General features: G+C 72.5%; 21 protein-coding genes, 3 tRNA genes and 1 pseudogene. 15 read left to right on the top strand and 10 right to left on the bottom strand.

All coding sequences use genetic code 11. The features are described from left to right. Window positions 1–570 precede the first annotated feature (570 nt). From ACIP98_RS30165 to ACIP98_RS30185, 5 genes and pseudogenes are all read right to left on the bottom strand, one after another. Window positions 571–1,002, bottom strand: a pseudogene (locus ACIP98_RS30165) (MarR family winged helix-turn-helix transcriptional regulator); the annotation flags it as partial. A gap of 160 nt (window positions 1,003–1,162) precedes the next feature. Then, window positions 1,163–2,605, bottom strand: a complete 1,443-nt coding sequence (locus ACIP98_RS30170) for a Kelch repeat-containing protein (protein ID WP_401978970.1) — start codon at window positions 2,603–2,605, stop codon at window positions 1,163–1,165. A 127-nt stretch (window positions 2,606–2,732) separates the two neighbouring features. Then, a complete protein-coding gene (locus ACIP98_RS30175) occupies window positions 2,733–3,917 on the bottom strand; it encodes a Kelch repeat-containing protein (RefSeq protein ID WP_401978972.1) in 1,185 nt (394 codons plus the stop codon). A gap of 122 nt (window positions 3,918–4,039) precedes the next feature. Beyond that, complete coding sequence (locus ACIP98_RS30180; RefSeq protein WP_319658454.1) at window positions 4,040–4,702, bottom strand: SDR family oxidoreductase; 663 nt, start codon at window positions 4,700–4,702, stop codon at window positions 4,040–4,042. Window positions 4,703–4,730: 28 nt separating this feature from the next. Further along, entirely contained in the window at window positions 4,731–5,984 is a 1,254-nt protein-coding gene (locus ACIP98_RS30185; RefSeq protein ID WP_319658455.1) for an amidohydrolase family protein, read from the bottom strand. Between the two features lie 214 nt (window positions 5,985–6,198). Between ACIP98_RS30185 and ACIP98_RS30190 the strand changes: the two genes are divergently transcribed. The 7 genes from ACIP98_RS30190 (at window position 6,199) to ACIP98_RS30220 (ending at window position 9,882) form a co-directional block, all read left to right on the top strand. Then, window positions 6,199–6,271: transfer RNA gene (locus tag ACIP98_RS30190), tRNA-Thr, on the top strand. A 46-nt stretch (window positions 6,272–6,317) separates the two neighbouring features. Beyond that, window positions 6,318–6,390 (top strand) — tRNA-Met (locus tag ACIP98_RS30195). Window positions 6,391–6,479: 89 nt separating this feature from the next. Continuing rightward, complete coding sequence (gene rpmG / locus ACIP98_RS30200) at window positions 6,480–6,644, top strand: 50S ribosomal protein L33 (protein ID WP_004571794.1); 165 nt, start codon at window positions 6,480–6,482, stop codon at window positions 6,642–6,644. A gap of 98 nt (window positions 6,645–6,742) precedes the next feature. Continuing rightward, window positions 6,743–7,195 (top strand): MaoC family dehydratase N-terminal domain-containing protein, encoded by a 453-nt coding sequence (locus ACIP98_RS30205; RefSeq protein WP_319658456.1) that lies wholly within the window; start codon window positions 6,743–6,745, stop codon window positions 7,193–7,195. A gap of 4 nt (window positions 7,196–7,199) precedes the next feature. Further along, a complete protein-coding gene (locus tag ACIP98_RS30210; protein ID WP_319658457.1) occupies window positions 7,200–7,634 on the top strand; it encodes a MaoC family dehydratase in 435 nt (144 codons plus the stop codon). 90 nt (window positions 7,635–7,724) lie between these two features. Next, a complete protein-coding gene (locus tag ACIP98_RS30215) occupies window positions 7,725–8,303 on the top strand; it encodes a TetR/AcrR family transcriptional regulator (protein ID WP_319658458.1) in 579 nt (192 codons plus the stop codon). Window positions 8,304–8,415: 112 nt separating this feature from the next. Continuing rightward, window positions 8,416–9,882, top strand: coding sequence for a DHA2 family efflux MFS transporter permease subunit (locus ACIP98_RS30220; RefSeq protein WP_401978975.1), 1,467 nt, complete (start codon window positions 8,416–8,418; stop codon window positions 9,880–9,882). Window positions 9,883–9,960: 78 nt separating this feature from the next. Here the strand turns inward: ACIP98_RS30220 and ACIP98_RS30225 are convergent, their stop codons facing one another. Then, window positions 9,961–10,434: a helix-turn-helix domain-containing protein gene (locus ACIP98_RS30225; RefSeq protein ID WP_319658460.1), complete on the bottom strand. Its 474-nt coding sequence runs from the start codon at window positions 10,432–10,434 to the stop codon at window positions 9,961–9,963. Between the two features lie 191 nt (window positions 10,435–10,625). On the opposite strand from ACIP98_RS30225, the gene ACIP98_RS30230 reads away from it, so the two are divergent. After that, window positions 10,626–11,795, top strand: a complete 1,170-nt coding sequence (locus ACIP98_RS30230) for a thiolase family protein (RefSeq protein WP_401978976.1) — start codon at window positions 10,626–10,628, stop codon at window positions 11,793–11,795. A gap of 63 nt (window positions 11,796–11,858) precedes the next feature. Next, a complete protein-coding gene (locus ACIP98_RS30235; protein WP_401978977.1) occupies window positions 11,859–12,914 on the top strand; it encodes a UDP-N-acetylmuramate dehydrogenase in 1,056 nt (351 codons plus the stop codon). On the opposite strand, the gene ACIP98_RS30240 is transcribed toward ACIP98_RS30235, so the two are convergent. Beyond that, window positions 12,904–13,407 (bottom strand): GNAT family N-acetyltransferase, encoded by a 504-nt coding sequence (locus tag ACIP98_RS30240; protein ID WP_401978979.1) that lies wholly within the window; start codon window positions 13,405–13,407, stop codon window positions 12,904–12,906. The two genes, ACIP98_RS30235 and ACIP98_RS30240, sit on opposite strands and share 11 nt — an antisense overlap. A 68-nt stretch (window positions 13,408–13,475) precedes the next feature. After that, on the bottom strand, window positions 13,476–14,108 hold the full coding sequence (locus ACIP98_RS30245) for an NAD(P)H-binding protein (protein ID WP_319658464.1): 633 nt from the start codon (window positions 14,106–14,108) through the stop codon (window positions 13,476–13,478). A 57-nt stretch (window positions 14,109–14,165) separates the two neighbouring features. Between ACIP98_RS30245 and ACIP98_RS30250 the strand changes: the two genes are divergently transcribed. After that, window positions 14,166–14,780, top strand: coding sequence for a TetR/AcrR family transcriptional regulator (locus ACIP98_RS30250; RefSeq protein WP_319658465.1), 615 nt, complete (start codon window positions 14,166–14,168; stop codon window positions 14,778–14,780). On the opposite strand, the gene ACIP98_RS30255 is transcribed toward ACIP98_RS30250, so the two are convergent. Continuing rightward, entirely contained in the window at window positions 14,774–15,787 is a 1,014-nt protein-coding gene (locus ACIP98_RS30255) for an adenosine deaminase (RefSeq protein ID WP_319658466.1), read from the bottom strand. The genes ACIP98_RS30250 and ACIP98_RS30255 overlap by 7 nt on opposite strands. Before the next feature lie 119 nt (window positions 15,788–15,906). Beyond that, window positions 15,907–17,124: a pyridoxal phosphate-dependent aminotransferase gene (locus tag ACIP98_RS30260; protein WP_401978981.1), complete on the bottom strand. Its 1,218-nt coding sequence runs from the start codon at window positions 17,122–17,124 to the stop codon at window positions 15,907–15,909. Window positions 17,125–17,327: 203 nt separating this feature from the next. Here ACIP98_RS30260 and ACIP98_RS30265 point away from each other — a divergent pair. From ACIP98_RS30265 to rplA, 5 genes are all read left to right on the top strand, one after another. Next, window positions 17,328–17,400: transfer RNA gene (locus tag ACIP98_RS30265), tRNA-Trp, on the top strand. A 61-nt stretch (window positions 17,401–17,461) separates the two neighbouring features. Next, window positions 17,462–17,761 (top strand): preprotein translocase subunit SecE, encoded by a 300-nt coding sequence (secE, locus tag ACIP98_RS30270; RefSeq protein ID WP_319658468.1) that lies wholly within the window; start codon window positions 17,462–17,464, stop codon window positions 17,759–17,761. 69 nt (window positions 17,762–17,830) lie between these two features. Continuing rightward, on the top strand, window positions 17,831–18,667 hold the full coding sequence (gene nusG, locus ACIP98_RS30275) for a transcription termination/antitermination protein NusG (RefSeq protein WP_319658469.1): 837 nt from the start codon (window positions 17,831–17,833) through the stop codon (window positions 18,665–18,667). Window positions 18,668–18,903: 236 nt separating this feature from the next. After that, entirely contained in the window at window positions 18,904–19,338 is a 435-nt protein-coding gene (gene rplK / locus ACIP98_RS30280; RefSeq protein WP_319135229.1) for a 50S ribosomal protein L11, read from the top strand. 89 nt (window positions 19,339–19,427) lie between these two features. Further along, complete coding sequence (gene rplA, locus ACIP98_RS30285; protein WP_319658470.1) at window positions 19,428–20,153, top strand: 50S ribosomal protein L1; 726 nt, start codon at window positions 19,428–19,430, stop codon at window positions 20,151–20,153. The last annotated feature ends 7 nt before the right edge of the window (window positions 20,154–20,160 follow it).

Genomic DNA, 20,160 nt, shown 5'->3' on the forward strand with positions numbered 1-20,160 from the left:
CCGCAGCGATCTGGCACAACTTCCAGACCGGCCAGGCGGTCAGCCGCTCACTGACCGCCTTCGACCACTGAACGCATTCGGACAGACTCGTCTAGAAGAGGAGGCCTGGAACTCGTCGTGCAGCTCGCGTGCCCGTTCGGTGATCAGTGCGAGCGTGCGCTGGGTGGTGGCCAGGTCGGCGGGGTCGAGGCGGCCGTAGATGCGGTCGGTGACGACCGCCAGGGCCTCGGTGATCTCCGCGTGGAGGGCGTCGCCCCGGGGGGTGGGGGTAAGGGCGCCGGAGGCGTCGGCGGTGGCGAGCCCTGCATCGGTGAGGCGGTCGGCGAGGGTGCTCGAGGCCTCGGGCGTGAAGGCGCGGCTCTCGGTCAGCACCCGTTCCAGGTCGGGGCGGCCGAGGGCCTCGCCGCGGGTGGCGAGGGTGCGCAGCGCGGCCCACTGGCCGAGGTCGAGTCCGTGCCGCTGGAGGAGCACGTCGAGCACGGCGCGGGTCGAGTGGTGGGCGCTGCCGATGTCCTGGCCGGTCAGGGGGGTGGGGGCGGGGGTTACGGACGTGCTCCTGCTCCTGTCGTCGGTGCCGAGGAGGGTGTGCAGGGCGTGCGTGAACTCGGCGGTGGGCGCGGCGCCCGGTCCGCCGAGGGGTGCGGTCAGTTCCTCGTGGAGTTTCCGTACGACCGCGACCGCCCGGACGGCCACGTCGGCGCCCTCGTCGGTGAGGGTGAGCTGGACCGCGCGGGCGTCGTCGGGGTGGGCGTCGCGGCGTACGAGGCCGGCCGCCTCCAGGGTGCGGACGAGCTTCGAGACGAAGATCGGTTCCAGGCCCGTGTGGTCGGCGAGCTGGCGCTGGCTGGGGCGCGTCCCGCCGCGGGTCATGCCGTACAGCGACGCCAGGAGCGAGTACTGCGCGTGGGTGAGGCCGAGCGGGCCGACCGCGCGGTCGACGGCGGCGCGCCACTTCATGGACAGCCGCCACACCAGATAGCCGGGCGTGTAGTCGAGCTTCATACGAGATACTGTATGCGGATATTATGTCCGCAGCTACTATTCCGGGGATGCCGCCGTGACCGGGCCGCGGACCCGGGCGGGCACGGCCGGTGAGGACGCGTCACCCCTGACGGACCGCGGGCCGGCACCTGGGGAGGCGCCGGCCCGAAGGGTGTTCCCGTCAGCCCGCTGGGGGCCCTGAGCGGCCGGTGCCGGCGTCGTCCAGATCGTTCTGGCCGGTCTCGGTGCGGTCGTTGCCCTGGCCGAGGCCGTCGCGGGTGCTCTGCCGGGGACCGTTGTCGTTCCAGCCGCCGCCCGGACGGCCGCCGGCCTGCTCGTTCCGGCCCGCCTGCTCCCGGCCGCCGCCCTGTGCGGCGTCGGGCCTCCCGCCGCCGCCGCCACCGCCGCCGTACGGACGCTCGCCCAGCGTCGGGCGGGCCGGCGGGAGTTCGTGCTTGATGGCGAAGGCCTCCGCCGTGTCCGTGAGGACGAAAGGAGGACCGGTCGTGACGAATCCGCCGAGGGGATAGAGGCAGACCCCCTTCGACGTCTTGGGGCACGCCGCGGAGGCGACCGCCAGGTGGGAACGGGCGATCCGCAACGGAGGCAGGATCGACCAGGTGTCTGCCACCGGGCTGTAGGCCTGGACGGTGTCCAGGAGGCGGTCCGGCGCCACGCCCGTTCTCTGGACGCCGCCGAAGACGTAGAGGCACCGTCCGCGCGGTCCGTCCGAGCAGGGCGCCGGCGCGACGGCGAAGCTGTCGCGGGCGGTGGGCAGCGGCCGCAAGGTGAGCCAGGCGTTGGTGACGGGGCTGTAGACCTCGACCGTCCGCAGGCTGATCCCGGCGTCGTCACGCCCTCCGAACGCGTACACGCACAGTCCGCGCAGCCCGGGCGCCTCGGGACACGGCGCGGAGGCGACGGCGAGCCCGGCCCGCGGCGTGGGCAGGTCGTGCAGGGTGGCCCAAGTGCCGGTTGCCGGACTGTAGGCCTCCACCGTGCCCACTGCCGCGTCCGTGTCCGTCCTGCCCCCGACGGCGTACACGCAGGCGCCGCGCAGGCCGTACCCCTCGGGGCAGAGCGCCGGTGCCGCGCCCAGGTCGCTGCGGGGGGTGGGCAGCGGGGGGATGTCGATCCAGGTGTTGGCGGCCGGGTTGTAGGCCTCCACCGTGCCCACGACACTGCGATCGACGGAGCCGCCGACGGCGTACACGCACGTCTTCTTCTTCACGGCCTCCGGGCACGGAGCCGCCTTGCCCGCCAGCCCGGTGCGCGCCGTGGGCAGCGGGGCCAGGGTGATCCAGGCGTTGGTGGCGGGACTGTACGCCTCGAGGGTGTGGGTCAGCCCTCCCGCGTCACGGCCTCCGAAGGCGTACACGCAGGTCTGCCGCAAGCCCGGCGGGCAGGGTGCGGGTGCGGCCGCGAGCTCCGCGCGCGGGGTCTGCAGCGGGGGGATGTCCAGCCATACGCCGTCCGCCGTCGCGCCCGTGGGCACCAGCGCGAGGAGCGGGGCCAGGACAAGGCCGGCGAGCCCGGCGAGCCGCCGGCGGCGCCTGAGATGGCCGGCCGGGGCGGTCGCGGACCGGGGTCCCGACCCGGGCCCGGACCGTCGGATGCGCCTCATCGATTACCTCTTCCATGGCGGGACGCGGCTGCTGCCGCGCCCCCGAGGGCAGTTGCGGGGTACGTGCTCGAACAGGCGGAGCGCAAAGGTGTGTCGAGGGGCGCAGGCACGAGGTTGGTGGGCCCGTTCATCCGCGAGGCCCGCCGGGTCCCCCGGGTCCTCCGGGTCCGCCGGGACGCTGGAGGTGGTGCTCGACCGCGAAGGCCTCGGTCGCCGCACCCGCCACGCCCCCGTTGTCGGGCAGCCCGCCGACGACGTACACGCAGGGGCTCGCGGACTCCTTGGGGCACGGCGCCACCGTGCCGGCGGTCCGCCGGTGCGGGGTGGGCGTCAGCGGCAGGGTCACCCAGGAGTTGGCCACCGGGCTGTACGCGTGCACGGCGCGCAGCAGCACACCCGCGCTGGTGCCGCCGATGACGTACACGCAGCCGCCCGGCAGTCCGCCCGGGCAGGGAGCCGCGACCACCGCAGGGCGGTCGCCGTGCGAGACCGGGAGCGCGGGGAGCGTCACCCACGCGTTCGTGACCGGGCTGTAGACCGTCACCGAGCCGTTGCCCGTGCCGTCGATGGCGTAGACGCAGCCGCCGTGCAGGCCGAGGCCGGGAGGACAGGGGGCACCCACGGCGCCGAGGTCGGTGCGGGCGACGGGCAGGTCACGCAGGGTGGCCCAGGTCTCGGTGGCCGGGCTGTACGCCTCCACCGTGGTGAGGGGGCCGCTCGCGTTCCGGCCGCCGATCGCGTACACACAGGTGCCGCGCAGGCCGAGCCCGGTCGGGCAGGGCGCCTTCGCCGCGGCGAGGTCCTCACGGGCGGTGGGCAGGTCGGGGAGGGTGGCCCAGGCGTTGGTGGCCGGGCTGTACGCCTCCACGGTCTTCAGCGGCGTGGTGCCGTCGGTCCCGCCGATGGCGTACACGCACCCGTCGTCGAGTCCGCCCGGGCAGGGCGCCCCGCGGCCCGCGAGGCCGCTGCGCGGCGTGGGCAGCGGGGGCAGGGTGGCCCAGGCGTTGGTGACCGGGTTGAAGGCCTCGAACTCGTTGCGCAGGCCACCGGCAGTGAGCTGCCCGCCGAACACGTACACGCACGCCTTCTGCAGTCCGCCCGGGCACGGCGCCGTCGCCGCCGCGTGGCCCGAACGGGCCGTGGGGATGGAGGGGAGGGTCAGCCACACGCCCTGGGCGGTCGCGCCGGTGGCGGTCAGCGCCAGCAGGGGGGCGAGCGCCAGGACGACGAGCCGCCGCCAGCGATGGCGGCGGCCTGTGCGGGATATGCCGGGCGGAGTGTCGTCCTGACCCGATCGTTCGATACGCCTCATCGGACACCTCTTTCGTGGCACGCCGCAGCGTTCCGCTACGGCCGAAATGAGACTGATGAGGCCATTCAAGAGGCCGCCACAGGGGGTTGCTCACTGTGACGGCCAAACGAATGAAGTGACGCTCAGTTGCCGGCGACGTCCTTGACCGCGACCGGCACCGGGGTGTGACCACCGATCAGTTCCAGTGTCAGGCCGGCCGTCGACGGGGTGTCCAGGAGTTCGGCCAGGACCGCGGCGACGTCGTCGCGGGTCACCGACCCGTAGCCGGTGGACGCGGCGAGCCGCACCCGGCCGGTGCCCGGGTCGGTGGTGAGCAGGCCGGGCCGCAGGACGGTCCAGTCGAGGGCGGCACGGTGCCGCACCGCCGCGTCGGCGGCGCCCTTGGCCTTGAGATAGGCGGCGAAGGTGTCGTCGGTGCCCGGCCGGGGATCGGAGTCGGCGCCCATCGACGAGACCATCAGATAGCGGCGCACGCCCGCGCGTTCGGCCGCGTCGGCGAGCAGCACGGCCGCGTCCCGGTCGACGGACTCCTTGCGCGCGACGCCGCTGCCGGGTCCCGCGCCGGCGGCGAAGACCACCGCGTCGGCGTCCCGCAGGACCTCCGCGACCTCGTCGACCGAGGCCGCCTCCAGGTCCAGGACGACCGGCTCCGCGCCGGCCTCTCTCAGCGCCGCGGCCTGTTCGGGCTTGCGGATGATGCCCGCCACCTCGTCACCGCGCCCGGCGAGCAGCCGCTCCAGCCGCAGCGCGATCTGTCCATGTCCACCAGCGATCACAGTGCGCATGCCACCGACCGTACGCCCGCCGGACGGCTCATGCCGGATCTCGGCGGCTCCGGGACTGACGTGGCAGGTCGAGCGCGAGCGTGTCGGTGAACTCGCGGACCGCACTGGTGCGCGAGACCACCCTCCCGCGGTGGATCACGACCCGGCTGTACGCGAGCGACAGCGCGTTCTCCAGCCGCTCGGCGCGCACCGCCAGCAGTTCCGCGGGGAAGCCCGCCTCGACCCGCACCTCGGGCAGGCCCATGACGGCCCGGGCCTCGCGGCTGATCGCGTCGTAGGCCTCCGCGGGGGAGCACTCGCCGTGCGACGCGAGCAGGAACGCGGCCTCCAGGGGGTCGCCCCGGCCCACCGGGTTGGTGAGGTCGCGCAGCGCCCCGCTGCCCGCGGCGACGCGCACCCCGGCCGCGCGCAGCGCGCGCACCGGGGCGGTGGTGCCCCGGCGCACGGACTCCATGGCGCCGCAGCCGCCCTGCGGCAGGGCGGTCAGCGAGACCCCGGCGGCCGCGAGTTGCCCGGCGAGCCGGGTGACGGTGTCGGCTCCCTGCAGGGCCAGACCCCCGCACGGCCCCAGGGTGACCCCGGGGCGCAGGCCGCCGGCCATGGCGGCGAGCCGGGAGAGCCGGGCGGGGTCGGCCGCGTCGGTGTGCAGGTCGACGGGGAGCCCGTACTCCGCGGCGACGCCGAGCACCGCCTCCGCGTACCCGGAGGGGTCGGGGTCCAGGTCGGGGCAGCCGCCCACCACGCCGGCCCCCATCTTCAGCGCGTCGTGGAGCATCGCGAGGCTGTCCGCGCCGGCGGCACCGGTGAGCACCCGGGGCACGGCGACGGCCTGCACCTCGATCAGCCCGCGCAGGGCGCGCCGGGCCTGGAGGACGGCCTCGACCGCGCGCAGCCCCTGCACGTCGCCGATCCGCGCGTGGGCCCGCACCGCGGTCACGCCGTGCCCGAGCTGCAGGAGGGCCGCCTCGGTCACCCGGCGCTGGACCTCCTCGCCCTCGTAGGACGGCGGCCCGGCGCAGTCCGCGGTCAGGGCGGTGTCGAGGTGGGCGTGCGGTTCGGCGGGTGCGGGCAGCAACAGATAGCCGGCCAGGTCGACGCGGGGTGTCTGTCCGTCACCGGTGAGGCTGCCCGCGGTGCCGACGGCCTCGATCCGCGGCCCGGCCAGGCGCACGTCGACCGTCCGGCCGTCGGCGAGGCGGCCCCCGCAGAGCAGGAGTGCGGGCGCCGGGGCGGATTCGCCGCGGAGCGGGTCGGCGGGCTGTTGCGGCTGGCTGTCGGTCATCGCGCTCCTCGGGGCCGGAGGCAAGATCACGCGGATCCGAGCCTAGGGGCCGGTGCCCGATCCGTCCGGGAAGAGCGAATAGTCGTACTGGTGCCGTCAAGTGACGTACGGCACCGGGTGGGTGGCGCGTGGCCGCCGCCCGGGGGACGCGGCCGGTGCCCACTAGATACGGATTTCACCTTCGGCGGCGGACCGTGTAATGTCTTCCTCGCTCGCCCCAATAGCTCAGTCGGCAGAGCGTCTCCATGGTAAGGAGAAGGTCTACGGTTCGATTCCGTATTGGGGCTCTGATGATCAGGTGACCCGCCTTCGGGCGGGTGATCTCCTCATCGAAGCGGCGTAGCTCAGTCGGTAGAGCAAGCGGCTCATAATCGCTGTGTCACCGGTTCAAGTCCGGTCGCCGCTACCTTGCGTAGCCGATTGTGGGATCGGTCCCTCAATCGGCTACTCTTTCCGTGTTCGAAACCTTATTACCGTTCGTCAAGGAGCACTCACGTGGCCGCCACCGACGTCCGCCCGAAGATCACGCTGGCCTGCGTGGAGTGCAAGGAGCGGAACTACATCACCAAGAAGAACCGGCGCAACGACCCGGACCGTCTTGAGATGAAGAAGCACTGCCCGCGCTGCAACGCGCACACCGCGCATCGCGAGACGCGCTGACACAGGCCGTAGTAGGACCGACGAGGCCGTCCCTGTACTGCAGGGGCGGCCTCGCGGCGTTGTTGGACCAAGAACCACCACAGCTCCAGGAGGTGCCGATGGCGCTGGACCAGTCGTTCGTGGGGCGGACCTATCCCCCCACCGCTCCGTACGAGGTCGGCCGGGAGAAGATCCGCGAGTTCGCCGAGGCGATCGGCGACCCGAACCCGGTCTACCTCGACCCCGAGGCCGCCAAGGCGCTCGGGCACCCCGATGTGATCGCCCCGCCGACCTTCGCCTTCGTGATGACCTACAAGGCCTCGATGCAGGTCATCCTCGACCCGGAACTGGGCCTCGACTACGAGCGGGTCGTCCACGGCGACCAGCGGTTCGAGTACACCCGTCCGGTGCGCGCCGGTGACCGGCTGTCGGTGACGGTCGCGATCGACGCGATCAAGTCGCTCGCGGGCAACGATGTCATCGACGTCCGTGGCGAGGCTCACGACGAGAGCGGCGAGCACGTGGTGACGGCGCTGACGAAGCTGGTGGCGCGCGCGCCGGAGGGTGAGTGAGCTGATGACTGCGAAGATCTCCTACGACGAGGTCGAGGTCGGCACCGAGCTGCCGGCGCGGTCCTTCCCCGTGAATCGCGCCACACTCGTGCAGTACGCGGGTGCCTCGGGCGACTTCAACCCGATCCACTGGAACGAGCGGTTCGCCAAGGAGGTGGGCCTGCCGGACGTCATCGCGCACGGCATGTTCACCATGGCCTCGGCGATCCGGGTGGTCACCGACTGGACGGGCGACCCGGGCGCGGTCGTCGACTACGGGGTGCGCTTCACCAAGCCGGTCGTGGTGCCCGACGACGACGAGGGCGCGCTCATCGAGGTCAGCGCCAAGGTCGCGGCAAAGCTGGACGACGGGGAGCGCACGGTGCGGGTGGATCTGACGGCCGTCAGTGCCGGGCAGAAGGTGCTGGGCATGTCCCGTGCGGTGGTCCGGCTGGCGTAGCCGGAAGCGGCGTTCGAGGGGGGAGGCGGCGGGAGGTCCCGCCGCCTCCCCTCTTGCCCCGCGTAGTTAGTGACTGATAACTTACTGACCATGGCGAGCGACGGAATGCGGATGAGCGCGGACGAGCGCCGCGAGGCGGCCGTGCGCGCCGCGATGACGGAGTTCGGCATGAGTGGCTTCCACGGCACCTCCACCGGCGTCATCGCCAAGCGCATGGGCGTGTCGCAGCCGTACCTCTTCCGGCTCTTCCCGAACAAGAAGGCGCTGTTCCTGGCCGTGCTCGAACGGTGCCTGCAGTCCATCGAGGGGCATTTCGAGAAGGCGGCGCAGGGTCTGGAGGGCGGCGAGGCCTTCGAGGCGATGTGCGGCTCGTACCAGGAGCTCATCTCGGGCGGCGACATCCTGCGGATGCAGCTGCAGATGTACGTGGCCTCCGTCGACGACGAGGAGATCCGGGACGCCTGCCGCAGCGGCTGGATGGGGTTGTGGGAGTACGTCGCGGCCCGTACCGGGGTGAGCGAGCGGGAGACGGCCGAGTTCTTCGGCACCGGCATGCTGGTGAACGTCCTGGTCGCGCTCGGTGTCCCACCGGAGTCGCGCTGCTGGGCGGGCGTCGAGGAGCTGTACGGCGACCGCTTCCCGGACAAGCCCCCGGGCGGCGCGCACTGAGCACGCACAAGGAGGGGAACGGCCGGCGGACCGCGCGGGCCGGATCCCGGCGGGCGGACGTCTGTCCGCGAAAGTTATTGATCAATTACTAAATTGCTTGGGGGACGGAATCATGGAACCGGCACAGCAAGAACAGCGGCAGGACGCCCCCGCGGGACGCGGGGGCGTCGGCTGGGCCCTGCTCGTCACCAGCGTCGCCGGCTTCATGGCCGCGCTGGACAACCTCGTCGTCACCACCGCGCTGCCCTCCATCCGCAAGGACCTGGGCGGCGCCCTGGAGGACCTGGAATGGACGGTGAGCGCCTACACGCTCACCTTCGCCGTCCTCCTCATGTTCGGCGCGGCCCTCGGCGACCGCTTCGGACGGCGCCGGATGTTCCTGGTAGGCCTCGGGATCTTCTCCACGGCCTCCGCGGGTGCCGCGCTCGCGCCGGGCATGGGGGAGCTGATCGCGGCCCGCGCGGTCCAGGGCGTCGGCGCGGCCATCCTCATGCCGCTCACCCTCACCCTGCTGTCGGCCGCGGTGCCGCCGCAGCGGCGCGGCATGGTCTTCGGCATCTGGGGCGCGGTCAACGGCCTCGCGGTCGCCGCCGGGCCGCTGATCGGCGGCTCGCTGACCGAGCACATCTCCTGGCAGTGGATCTTCTGGGTCAACGTCCCGCTCGGTCTGCTGCTCATCCCGCTCGCCCGGCTGCGCCTGGCGGAGAGCCGCGGCCCCAACCCGCGGCTGGACGTGCCCGGCACGCTGCTCGCCAGCGGTGGCCTCTTCGGGATCGTCTACGCCCTGGTCCGCGGCAACGCCGACGGCTGGACCAGCGGGCCGGTGCTCGGCGGCCTGATCGCGGGCGGCGTCCTGCTCGCCCTCTTCGTGCGGCACGGCATGCGGGCCCGCAACCCGATCCTGCCGATGCGGCTGTTCCGCAGCCGCGCGTTCGCCGCGATCAACACGGCCAGCCTGCTGATGTTCCTCGGGATGTTCGGGTCGATCTTCCTGCTCAGCCAGTTCCTGCAGGGCGTGGCGGGCTACTCCCCGACCGAGGCGGGGCTGCGGATGCTGCCCTGGACCGGCATGCCGATGATCGTGGCGCCGATCGCGGGCTTTCTCTCCGACCGGATCGGCGGCCGCCCGGTCGTCGCGGCGGGACTCGCCCTGCAGGCGGTCGGGCTCGGGCTCTTCGCCCTGGTCATCGAGCCCGGCGTGTCCTACGGAGCGCAGATCCCGGCGCTCGTCGTGAGCGGTGTCGGCATGGCTCTGTACTTCGCGCCCAGCGCCAACATCGTCATGAGCAGCGTCCGCCCCGAGGAGCAGGGCATCGCCTCGGGCGCCAACAACGCCCTGCGCGAGGTCGGCGGCGCGCTCGGCGTGGCCAGTCTGGCGGCGGTCTTCTCCGCCCAGGGCGGCTACGAGTCCGCGACCCGCTTCGTGGACGGCATCACCCCCGCCCTCTGGGTCGGCGCGGCGGCGGTCGCTGTCGGCGCGGTCGCGGCGCTCCTCGTACCGGGGCGGCGCTCCGCGGCGGCGGCCGGGAAGGCGGGCGCGGCCGGGGACGCGCGGCTTCTGGTGGGCGCCGAGCAGTGACACCGGCGCGCGTGCGGCCCCGTCCCCGGTGCGGGGGCGGGGCCGCACGGCGTTCGCCGGCGGACTCGGCCGCGGACTTCAGCCCACGGGGCCGGCGTGGTCCCAGTCCGGGGTGTTGAGGGTGAGCGAGAGGGTGCCCTCGGCCACCGTCTCCCCGCAGGTGCGGCAGGTCTCGACGGGGTCGAAGGGGTGGTCGTGGTGGCGGAAGGAGACCGGCGGCTCGTCGAGGACCCATGTGTCGCCCCACCTGACCAGGGCGCGGAGCACCTCGGTGAGGTCCCGTCCGGCGGCGGTGGGGTGGTACTCGTAGCGCGGCGGACGCTCGCTGTAGGCGCGGCGCTCGATGACGCCCGCCTCCTCCAGCGCGCGCAGCCGCGCCGTGAGCCGGTCGCGCGGGGCGCCGGTGTTGCGGGCGATGACGTCGAAGCGGTGGTTGCCGTAGAGGATCTCGCGCATCGCGAGCAGCGCCCACTTCTCCCCGACGACCTGGAGCGCGGCGGCGGCGGAGCAGGGGCGTCCGGGGACGGCGGGGCGGGCTGTGGTCGGGCTCACCGGTCCAGTCTCACATGGCAGGTTGTGATTTCAAATCGACTGGTCCTACTCTGGAGTAGGGAGTGAGTTGGAGATTCAAATCAACTCCCTCGGCGGACCCGGTGTCCGGCCCGGCGACCTGCCGGGAGCGGTTGCCGCGCGCCGCCCCTCTCGTCGTCCGGAACCCCACCCTCACCCAGGAGGCGACCGTCATGCGTGACGCCGTCATCGTCGAAGCCGTCCGCACCCCGATCGGCAAGGGCAAGCCCGGCGGGGCGCTCGCCGGGACGCACCCGGTGGAGCTGCTCGCCCACACCCTCGCGGAGCTCGTCACCCGTAGCGGTATCGACCCCGCATTGGTGGACGACGTCATCGGCGGCACCGTCGGCCAGGTCGGCGAGCAGGCCATGAACACCACGCGCTGGGCCTGGCTGTCCGCCGGCTTCCCCGACTCCGTCCCGGCCACCACCGTCGACCGCCAGTGCGGTTCCTCGCAGCAGGCGGTGCACTTCGCCGCGCAGGGCGTCATCGCGGGCGCCTACGACATCGTCGTGGCCTGCGGAGTGGAGTCGATGAGCCGGGTGCCGATGGGCTCCAACGTGCTGCCCGGCTCCGACCCGTTCGGGCCCGGCATCGCCGAGCGCTTCCCCGGCGGGCTGATCCCGCAGGGCATCAGCGCCGAGCTGATCGCGGCCAAGTGGTCGCTGAGCCGCGAGGCCATGGACGTCTTCGCCACCGAGTCGCACCGCAAGGCGGCCGCGGCCTGGGCGGCGGGCGCCTTCGACGCGGAGGTCGCGCCGCTCGCCGGGCTGACCGCCGACGAGTCCGTGCGCCCCGCGACCACCCCGGAGGTCCTGGCCGGGCTCCGCCCCGCCTTCGCCCACCCCGGCTACACCGAGCGCTTCCCGCAGATCGACTGGTCGGTCACCGCCGGCAACAGCAGCCCGATCAACGACGGCGCCTCCGCCGTGCTGATCATGAGCAGTGAGACCGCCGAACGCCTCGGCCTGCGCCCGCTCGCGCGCCTGCACAGCTTCGCCGTCACCGGTTCCGACCCGCTGCTCATGCTGACCGGCGTCATCCCGGCCACCGAGCGGGTCCTGCGCCGTGCCGGACTGAACCTGGAGGACATCGACCTGTTCGAGGTCAACGAGGCCTTCGCCAGCGTCGTCCTCGCCTGGCAGCAGGAGACCGGCGCCGACCCGGCCAAGGTCAACGTCAACGGCGGCGCCATCGCGCTCGGCCACCCGCTCGGCGCCAGCGGCGCGCGGATCATGACCACCCTCGTCCACGCCATGCGGGCACGCGGCGCGCGCTACGGGCTGCAGACCATGTGCGAGGCGGGCGGCCTGGCCAACGCCACGATCCTCGAAGCGCTCTAGCCGCCCGGGGTGCGGGGCGGCCGGGCCGCGGACCGGCGCGGCCCGCCCCGTACCCTGAATGCCGTGCACGTACTCCACGACGCCCCGCTCGCGCCCCTGACCACCTTCCGCCTCGGCGGCCCCGCCGCCCGCCTGGTGACCGCGACCACCGACGCCGAGGTCGTCGAGGCCGTCCGGGAGGCCGACGCGTCCGGGACACCGCTGCTGGTCATCGGCGGCGGCAGCAACCTGGTCATCGGCGACGAGGGCTTCGCGGGAACGGCGCTGCGCATCGCCACCCAGGGCTTCGAACTGCACGGCACCGCACTGGAACTGGCCGCCGGTGAGGTGTGGACCGATGCCGTCGCCCGCACCGTCGAGGCGGGCCTGGCGGGCGTGGAGTGCCTGGCCGGCATCCCGGGCTCCGCCGGGGCCACGCCGATCCAGAACGTGGGGGCGTACGGCCAGGAAGTGGCGAGCACGATCACCGAGGTGATCGCGTACGACCGCGTCGCGGGGGAGACCGTCACGCTGGACAACGCCGGGTGCGCCTTCTCCTACCGCCACAGCCGCTTCAAGGCGGACCCGGCGCGCTACGTCGTGCTGCGCGTCCGCTTCGCGCTGGAGGACGCCGACGGCATGTCCGCGCCCGTGAAGTACGCCGAGGTGGCCCGCGCCCTGGGGGTCGGCGCCGGGGAGCGGGTGGCGCTTGCCACCGCTCGCGAGACGGTGCTGAAGCTGCGCTCCGGCAAGGGCATGGTGCTGGACCCGGAGGACCACGACACCTGGTCGGCCGGCTCCTTCTTCACCAACCCGATCCTCACGGAGGCCGGGTACGCCGACTTCCTGGCCCGCGTCCACGACCGCCTCGGCGCGGACACGGAGCCCCCCGCCTACCCCTCGGGCGACGGGCACATCAAGACCTCCGCGGCCTGGCTGATCGACAAGGCCGGCTTCACCAAGGGCTACGGCAGCGGTCCCGCCCGCATCTCCACCAAGCACACCCTCGCCCTGACCAACCGCGGCTCCGCCACCACCGCCGACCTGCTGGCCCTCGCCCGCGAGGTCGTCGCGGGCGTCCACGAGGCCTTCGGCGTCGTCCTGGTCAACGAGCCGGTGACGGTGGGCGTCAGCCTCTGACCGGGGCCGGGCTGGAGCCCGGGCCGCCGAGCTCCAGCTCGCCGACCACCTGGTCCCCGCTGGTCTCCCCGGTCAGGCGGAAGCCGAGGCCCGCGTAGAACCGCTCGGGGCCGCCCGGGCCGGGCACCCAGGTGACGGTCATCCGGGTGCCGCCGCGGCGGCGGATCTCGGCGGCGACCTCCGCGACGGCGAAGCGGCCGTAACCGCGGCCCTGCTCGTCCGCGTCCACGAGCAGCCGCCACAGGCCGGACCGCACGTCGCGGCCGGTGCCGTCGCCGGTCCAGTCGATGTCCAGGAAGGCCATCACGAAGCCGACCGCCCGGCCGCCGTCGACGATCAGCCGCGGCCAGGCGGTGTCCTGATGGACGTACGCCTCGGCGAGGGACTTCACGACCGGCGCGACCAGGTGCTCCTGTCCGGGCCGGACGCGCAGGCCGAGCGCGGCGTCGATGTTGCCGACGGTGATCGTCTCCAGGCGCGGCGCATGTGTCATACCGGGAACGATGCCGCAGTGACCCGGCGGGCGGGAAGCGGACGTGCGGGGCCGGGCGTCGCCAGGGGTCAGTACGCCACGCCGAGGGCCTGCTTCACGGTCGCGGGGTCGCCGATCGCGGCCAGCATCGCGTGGGCCACGTCGGCCCGGCCGATGCTGTGGCCGCCGCGCAGATTGGCGCCCAGGGCCGTCCGGTAGACCCCGGTCAGCGGCTTGTCGTTGAGCTTCGGCGGCCGGACGGCGGTCCAGTCGGTCGCGCTGCGGCGCATCTCGTCCTCCATCTCCCGCAGGTCGTCGTAGACCGGCCGCAGCAGCCCGGAGACCACGGGCGTCATGATCCGCCCGAACAGCGTCTCGCCCTCCGGCACGGGACCCAGCGGCGCCGCGCTGACCGCGACGAAGCGGCGTACGCCCTCGGCCTCCATGGCGCGCAGTACCGGACGGGTGATCCGGGTGGCGATCCCCGCGTCCCCCCGCCGTCGCGGGCCGAGCCCGGACAGCACCGCGTCCCGCCCGGCGACCGCCGTGCGCAGCGGTTCGGGGTCGGTCAGCCCCGTGGTGACGACCCGCAGGCCGGTACCGGTCACCGGCAGCCGGGCCGGGTCGCGCACCACCGCGGTCACACCGTGGCCCTGCGCCAGTGCCTGCCGCACGATCTCCTGCCCGATGCCGCCGGTCGCTCCGAACACCGTGAGCTCCATCGCTGATCTCCCCGAGTGAGAGGTGGGTGAGTATTCACTCACTACTAGGGTGAGTGCATGCTCACCCCCGAGTCAACGCCCACCCGGCAGCGAATTCTGGACGCCGCCGACCGCCTGATGCGCACGATCGGCCTCGCCAGGACGACCACCAAGGAGATCGCCAAGGCGGCCGGCTGCTCAGAGGCCGCGCTCTACAAGCACTTCGCCAACAAGGAGGAGCTCTTCGTCCACGTCCTGGCGGAGCGGGCGCCCCGGCTCGGACCGCTGATGGCCGAGCTGACCGCGGACCCCGGCGGCCGCAGCGTCGAGAGCTGCCTGGCCGACATCGCGCGCACCGCCGTGCTGTTCTACGAGTCCAGCGTGCCGATCGCCGCCTCGCTCTTCGCCGAACCCGCCTTGCTGGCCCGGCACCGCGAGGCCCTGCGCCCGCTGGACCGCGGCCCGGTCGTCCCGCTGCGCGCGCTCTCCCGCTACCTGCGCGCGGAGCGCGCGGGCGGCCGCATCCGCGCCGACGCCGACACCGACGCGGCCGCCGCGCTGCTCCTCGGCGCCTGCTACCAGCGCGGCTTCCTCAACTGCTACCTGGGCGAACCCGTCGACGACCAGCCGCTGGAGGAGTTCGCCGCCGCCATCGCCCGCACCGTGCTGTCCGGGATCGCCCCGGATCAGTGAGCGAGCCAGTCGTCGATGCCGGCCAGCAGCTTGGTGCGCACCCCCTCCGGTGCCGCCGAGCCGCGCACCGACTGGCGGGCCAGTTCGGCCAGTTCGGCGTCCCCGAAGCCGTGCGCCCCGCGTGCCAGTTCGTACTGCGCGGCCAGCCGCGAGCCGAACAGCAGCGGGTCGTCCGCGCCCAGGGCCATCGGCACCCCGGCGTCGAAGAGCGTGCGCAGCGGCACCTGCCCGGGCTCCTCGTAGACACCCAGGGCGACGTTGGAGGCGGGGCACACCTCGCAGGTCACGCCGCGCTCGGCGAGCCTGGCCATCAGCCGCGGGTCCTCCGCGGCCCGGACGCCGTGCCCGACCCGGCTCGCGTGCAGGTCGTCCAGACAGTCGCGGACGCTGCTCGCCCCGGCCAGCTCGCCGCCGTGCGGGGCCGCCAGCAGGCCGCCCTCCCGGGCGATGGCGAAGGCCCGGTCGAAGTCCCGTGCCAGGCCCCGCCGTTCGTCGTTGGAGAGCCCGAAGCCGACCACGCCGTGGCCGGCGTAGCGCACCGCGAGCCGGGCCAGCGTGCGGGCGTCCAGCGGGTGCTTGGTGCGGTTGGCGGCGACGACCACGGCCATGCCCACACCGGTGTCGCGGGAGGCGGTCTCCACCGCGTCCAGGATGATCTCCATGGCCGGGATCAGCCCGCCCAGCCGGGGCGCGTACGAGGTCGGGTCGACCTGTATCTCCAACCACCCCGAACCGTCCCTGGCGTCCTCCTCCGCCGCCTCCCGCACCAGCCGCCGGATGTCCTCGGGGGTGCGGAGCACCGACCGCGCGATGTCGTACAGGCGCTGGAAGCGGAACCAGCCGCGCTCGTCGGTCGCGCGGAGGCTGGGCGGCTCGCCGGAGGTCAGGGCCTCGGGGAGGTGCACCCCGTACTTCTGGGCCAGTTCCATCAGGGTCGCGGGCCGCATCGAGCCGGTGAAGTGCAGGTGCAGGTGCGCCTTGGGGAGGAGGGAAACATCGCGTGCCATTCAGAGATCCTGCCGCACTGCCCCGGGGTGCCGGTAGCGCTTTCCCCGAACGAGGGCTTGCCCGCACACGCGCGCGGGCCCCGGCCGAACCGGCCGGGGCCCGCGACAGCGCCGATGCGTCAGGCCCTGGCCTCGCCCAGCAGCTTCTGGATCCGGGCCACGCCCTCGACCAGGTCCTCGTCACCGAGCGCGTACGACAGCCGCAGGTAGCCCGGGGTGCCGAAGGCCTCGCCCGGGACGACCGCGACCTCCGCGTCCTCCAGGATCAGCTCGGCGAGCTCCACGGAGCTCTGCGGCCGCCTGCCGCGGATCTCCTTGCCGAGCACGCCCTTGACCGACGGGTACACGTAGAACGCGCCCTCGGGTTCGGGGCACACCACGCCCGGGATCTCGTTGAGCATCCGCACGATGGTCTGCCGGCGCCGGTCGAAGGCCTCGCGCATCCTCGCCACGGCCTCCAGGTCGCCGGAGACGGCGGCCAGGGCGGCGGCCTGTGCGACGTTGCTCACATTCGAGGTGGCGTGCGACTGCAGGTTGGTCGCGGCCTTGACCACGTCCTTGGGGCCGATGACCCACCCGACCCGCCAGCCGGTCATGGCGTACGTCTTGGCGACGCCGTTGACCACGATGCACTTGTCGCGCAGTTGGGGCAGGACCGCCGGCATCGAGACCGCGGAGGCGCCGCCGTACACCAGGTGCTCGTAGATCTCGTCGGTCAGCACCCACAGGCCGTGCTCGACGGCCCAGCGGCCGATGGCCTCGGTCTCGGCCTCGCTGTAGACCGCGCCGGTCGGGTTGGACGGCGACACGAAGAGCACGACCTTGGTGTTCTCGGTGCGCGCGGCCTCCAGCTGCTCGACGGTGACCCGGTAGCCGGTCGTCTCGTCGGCGACGACCTCGACCGGGACACCGCCGGCCAGCCGGATCGACTCCGGGTAGGTCGTCCAGTACGGGGCCGGGACGATGACCTCGTCGCCCGGGTCCAGGATGGCGGCGAAGGCCTCGTAGATGGCCTGCTTGCCGCCGTTGGTGACCAGGATCTGGGAGGCGTCGACCTCGTAGCCGGAGTCGCGCAGCGTCTTGGCGGCGATCGCGGCCTTCAGCTCCGGCAGCCCGCCGGCCGGGGTGTAGCGGTGGTACTTCGGATTGCGGCACGCCTCCACGGCCGCCTCGACGATGTAGTCGGGCGTGGGGAAGTCGGGCTCGCCGGCACCGAAGCCGATGACCGGTCGCCCGGCGGCCTTGAGCGCTTTGGCCTTGGCGTCCACGGCGAGCGTCGCGGACTCGGAGATCGACCCGATGCGGGCCGACACGCGTCGTTCATTTGCTGCGGTCATGTCTGCATCGTCGCAGACCGCGGGGGGCCCGGGCACACGAGTTCACGTTCCGGGCAGAACCGAGCCGAAGCGCGCCGAACACGCAACGCATTCGACGGCCGGGCCCGGAACACGTACACTCATCCGTCGATGGCCCCCACGAGCCGATCTTGCCTGTGCACATCGTGCACTCGGCCGGATGCGGTACGTTGGGGGACACTCGAAGGGTCGTAGCTCAATTGGTAGAGCACTGGTCTCCAAAACCAGCGGTTGGGGGTTCGAGTCCCTCCGGCCCTGCTGTTCGCAGGCACACGCTTCTTCGTTGTACAGGCAATCAATCGGATTCAGGTGAGGACGAGTGACGGAAGCCCTGGGCTCGACCGCAACACCTGAAAGCGGTCGTCCTGATGACGGCTCCGCGGACGACGGCTCCAAGAAGGCCCGTCGCGGCGGCAAGCGCGGGAAGAAGGGCCCCCTGGCCCGCCTCGCGCTCTTCTACCGCCAGATCGTGGCGGAGCTCCGCAAGGTCGTCTGGCCGACGCGCAGCGAGCTCAGCACGTACACCAGCGTGGTGATTGTCTTCGTTGTGGTCATCATCGCGCTCGTGACCGTGATTGACTGGGGACTCAACAAGGGCGTCTCGTACATCTTCGGGTGATTCCCCTCGCGGAGGGCACCCGTGGTGCCCGACCGCCTGTTCCACATCTTGAAGGAAGAAGCAGCGACCGTGTCTGACCCGAACCTGTACGACGCCGACGAGACCGTCGAGGGCGACGACACCGCGCTCGACATCGTCGAGGCCGCCGACGGCGACATCGACCAGGCCGAGGCTGCTGACCAGGCCGCCGGTGAGCCGGCCGAGCAGGACGCGGTGCAGGTCGTCGACGAGGACGTGGACGAGACGGCGGCCGTCGAGGGCGAGGACGAGAAGACCGCGGAGGAGCAGGCCCCGGTGGACCCGGTGGCGGCCTTCCGTGACGAGCTGCGTGCCCTGCCCGGCGAGTGGTACGTCATCCACACCTACGCCGGCTACGAGAACCGCGTGAAGTCCAACCTGGAGCAGCGCGCCGTCTCGCTGAACGTCGAGGACTACATCTACCAGGCCGAAGTGCCCCAGGAAGAAGTCGTCCAGATCAAGAACGGCGACCGCCGCACCGTCCGTCAGAACAAGCTCCCCGGCTACGTGCTGGTGCGCATGGACCTGACGAACGAGTCCTGGGGCGTCGTCCGCAACACGCCCGGCGTCACCGGCTTCGTCGGCAACGCCTACGACCCGTACCCGCTGACGCTGGACGAGGTCACCAAGATGCTCGCTCCCGAGGTCGAGGAGCAGGCCGCGACCGCCGAGGGCGGCGAGGGCGGCGTCACCAAGCGCAAGGTCGAGGTCCAGGTGCTGGACTTCGAGGTCGGCGACTCGGTCACGGTCACCGACGGCCCCTTCGCGACCCTCCAGGCCACGATCAACGAGATCAACCCGGACTCCAAGAAGGTCAAGGGCCTCGTCGAGATCTTCGGCCGCGAGACGCCGGTCGAGCTCAGCTTCGACCAGATCCAGAAGAACTAGCCGGACGATCTTCCGAAAGGGCCCCTGCCTCCAGCGTTCCCGCGCTGAGCAGGGGCTCTTTCGCGTGCCGGGGAACGCGGCCGGGCTGCCGGCCGCCGCCGGGCGCGCGCGCCGCTAAAAGGTCTCCGGAGGACGGTCTGACCTGCCGGTTTCCGGGTTTCGGCGGCACACCGCTAAAATCGTGCGGTATGCCTGCTCGCAGGCAGGAACACTCTCACTAGGACCCGGAGAGAGCAATGCCTCCCAAGAAGAAGAAGGTCACGGGGCTTATCAAGCTCCAGATCAACGCAGGTGCGGCCAACCCGGCCCCGCCCGTCGGCCCGGCGCTCGGCCAGCACGGCGTCAACATCATGGAGTTCTGCAAGGCCTACAACGCGGCGACCGAGTCGCAGCGTGGCTGGGTGATCCCGGTGGAGATCACGGTCTACGAGGACCGTTCCTTCACCTTCATCACCAAGACGCCGCCGGCCTCCCGCATGATCCTGAAGGCCGCGGGTGTGGAGAAGGGCTCCGGCGAGCCGCACAAGACCAAGGTCGCGAAGCTGACGCGTGACCAGGTCCGCGAGATCGCCACGACCAAGCTGCCCGACCTGAACGCGAACGACCTGGACGCCGCCGAGAAGATCATCGCCGGCACCGCGCGTTCCATGGGCATCACGGTCGAGGGCTGACACAGCCCCCGCACCACTCCACACCGGCAGACACGTGGCAGGGCCGGCTCGGCCCGCACCACGACTCCTCAAGACACACAGGAGCAGCAGTGAGCAAGCGCAGCAAGTCTCTCCGCGCTGCGGACAGCAAGATCGACCGGGAGCGTGTGTACGCCCCCCTCGAGGCGGTCCGTCTCGCCAAGGAGACCTCCACCACCAAGTTCGACAGCACCGTCGAGGTGGCCTTCCGTCTGGGCGTCGACCCGCGCAAGGCCGACCAGATGGTCCGTGGCACCGTGAACCTTCCGCACGGCACCGGCAAGACCGCCCGGGTCCTGGTCTTCGCGACCGGTGACCGTGCCGAGGCCGCGCGTGCCGCGGGCGCCGACATCGTCGGCGCCGACGAGCTGATCGACGAGGTGGCGAAGGGCCGTCTGGACTTCGACGCCGTCGTCGCCACCCCGGACCTCATGGGCAAGGTCGGCCGCCTGGGCCGTGTCCTCGGTCCCCGTGGTCTGATGCCGAACCCGAAGACCGGCACCGTCACCCCCGACGTCGCCAAGGCCGTCACCGACATCAAGGGCGGCAAGATCGAGTTCCGCGTCGACAAGCACTCGAACCTGCACTTCATCATCGGCAAGACGTCGTTCGGTGAGCAGCAGCTGGTCGAGAACTACGGCGCCGCGCTGGACGAGATCATGCGTCTGAAGCCGTCCGCCGCCAAGGGCCGCTACATCAAGAAGGCCGCCATCAGCACCACGATGGGCCCCGGCATCCCGCTGGACGCCAACCGCACCCGCAACCTCCTCGCCGAGGAGGACCCGGCCGCTCTCTGACCGGGTC

The sequence above is a fragment of the Streptomyces sp. NPDC088354 genome (assembly GCF_044753585.1).
Classification (GTDB): domain Bacteria; phylum Actinomycetota; class Actinomycetes; order Streptomycetales; family Streptomycetaceae; genus Actinacidiphila.

Excerpts from the sequence above, each read along its gene's own strand:
- ACIP98_RS30170 (WP_401978970.1), bottom strand. The coding sequence starts at position 2,605 with ATGAGGCGCATCCGACGGTCCGGGCCCGGGTCGGGACCCCGGTCCGCG.
- ACIP98_RS30175 (WP_401978972.1), bottom strand. The coding sequence starts at position 3,917 with ATGAGGCGTATCGAACGATCGGGTCAGGACGACACTCCGCCCGGCATA.
- ACIP98_RS30180 (WP_319658454.1), bottom strand. The coding sequence starts at position 4,702 with ATGCGCACTGTGATCGCTGGTGGACATGGACAGATCGCGCTGCGGCTG.
- ACIP98_RS30185 (WP_319658455.1), bottom strand. The coding sequence starts at position 5,984 with ATGACCGACAGCCAGCCGCAACAGCCCGCCGACCCGCTCCGCGGCGAA.
- ACIP98_RS30205 (WP_319658456.1), top strand. The coding sequence starts at position 6,743 with ATGGCGCTGGACCAGTCGTTCGTGGGGCGGACCTATCCCCCCACCGCT.
- ACIP98_RS30210 (WP_319658457.1), top strand. The coding sequence starts at position 7,200 with ATGACTGCGAAGATCTCCTACGACGAGGTCGAGGTCGGCACCGAGCTG.
- ACIP98_RS30215 (WP_319658458.1), top strand. The coding sequence starts at position 7,725 with ATGGCGAGCGACGGAATGCGGATGAGCGCGGACGAGCGCCGCGAGGCG.
- ACIP98_RS30220 (WP_401978975.1), top strand. The coding sequence starts at position 8,416 with ATGGAACCGGCACAGCAAGAACAGCGGCAGGACGCCCCCGCGGGACGC.
- ACIP98_RS30230 (WP_401978976.1), top strand. The coding sequence starts at position 10,626 with ATGCGTGACGCCGTCATCGTCGAAGCCGTCCGCACCCCGATCGGCAAG.
- ACIP98_RS30240 (WP_401978979.1), bottom strand. The coding sequence starts at position 13,407 with ATGACACATGCGCCGCGCCTGGAGACGATCACCGTCGGCAACATCGAC.
- ACIP98_RS30245 (WP_319658464.1), bottom strand. The coding sequence starts at position 14,108 with ATGGAGCTCACGGTGTTCGGAGCGACCGGCGGCATCGGGCAGGAGATC.
- ACIP98_RS30250 (WP_319658465.1), top strand. The coding sequence starts at position 14,166 with ATGCTCACCCCCGAGTCAACGCCCACCCGGCAGCGAATTCTGGACGCC.
- ACIP98_RS30255 (WP_319658466.1), bottom strand. The coding sequence starts at position 15,787 with ATGGCACGCGATGTTTCCCTCCTCCCCAAGGCGCACCTGCACCTGCAC.
- ACIP98_RS30260 (WP_401978981.1), bottom strand. The coding sequence starts at position 17,124 with ATGACCGCAGCAAATGAACGACGCGTGTCGGCCCGCATCGGGTCGATC.
- rplK (WP_319135229.1), top strand. The coding sequence starts at position 18,904 with ATGCCTCCCAAGAAGAAGAAGGTCACGGGGCTTATCAAGCTCCAGATC.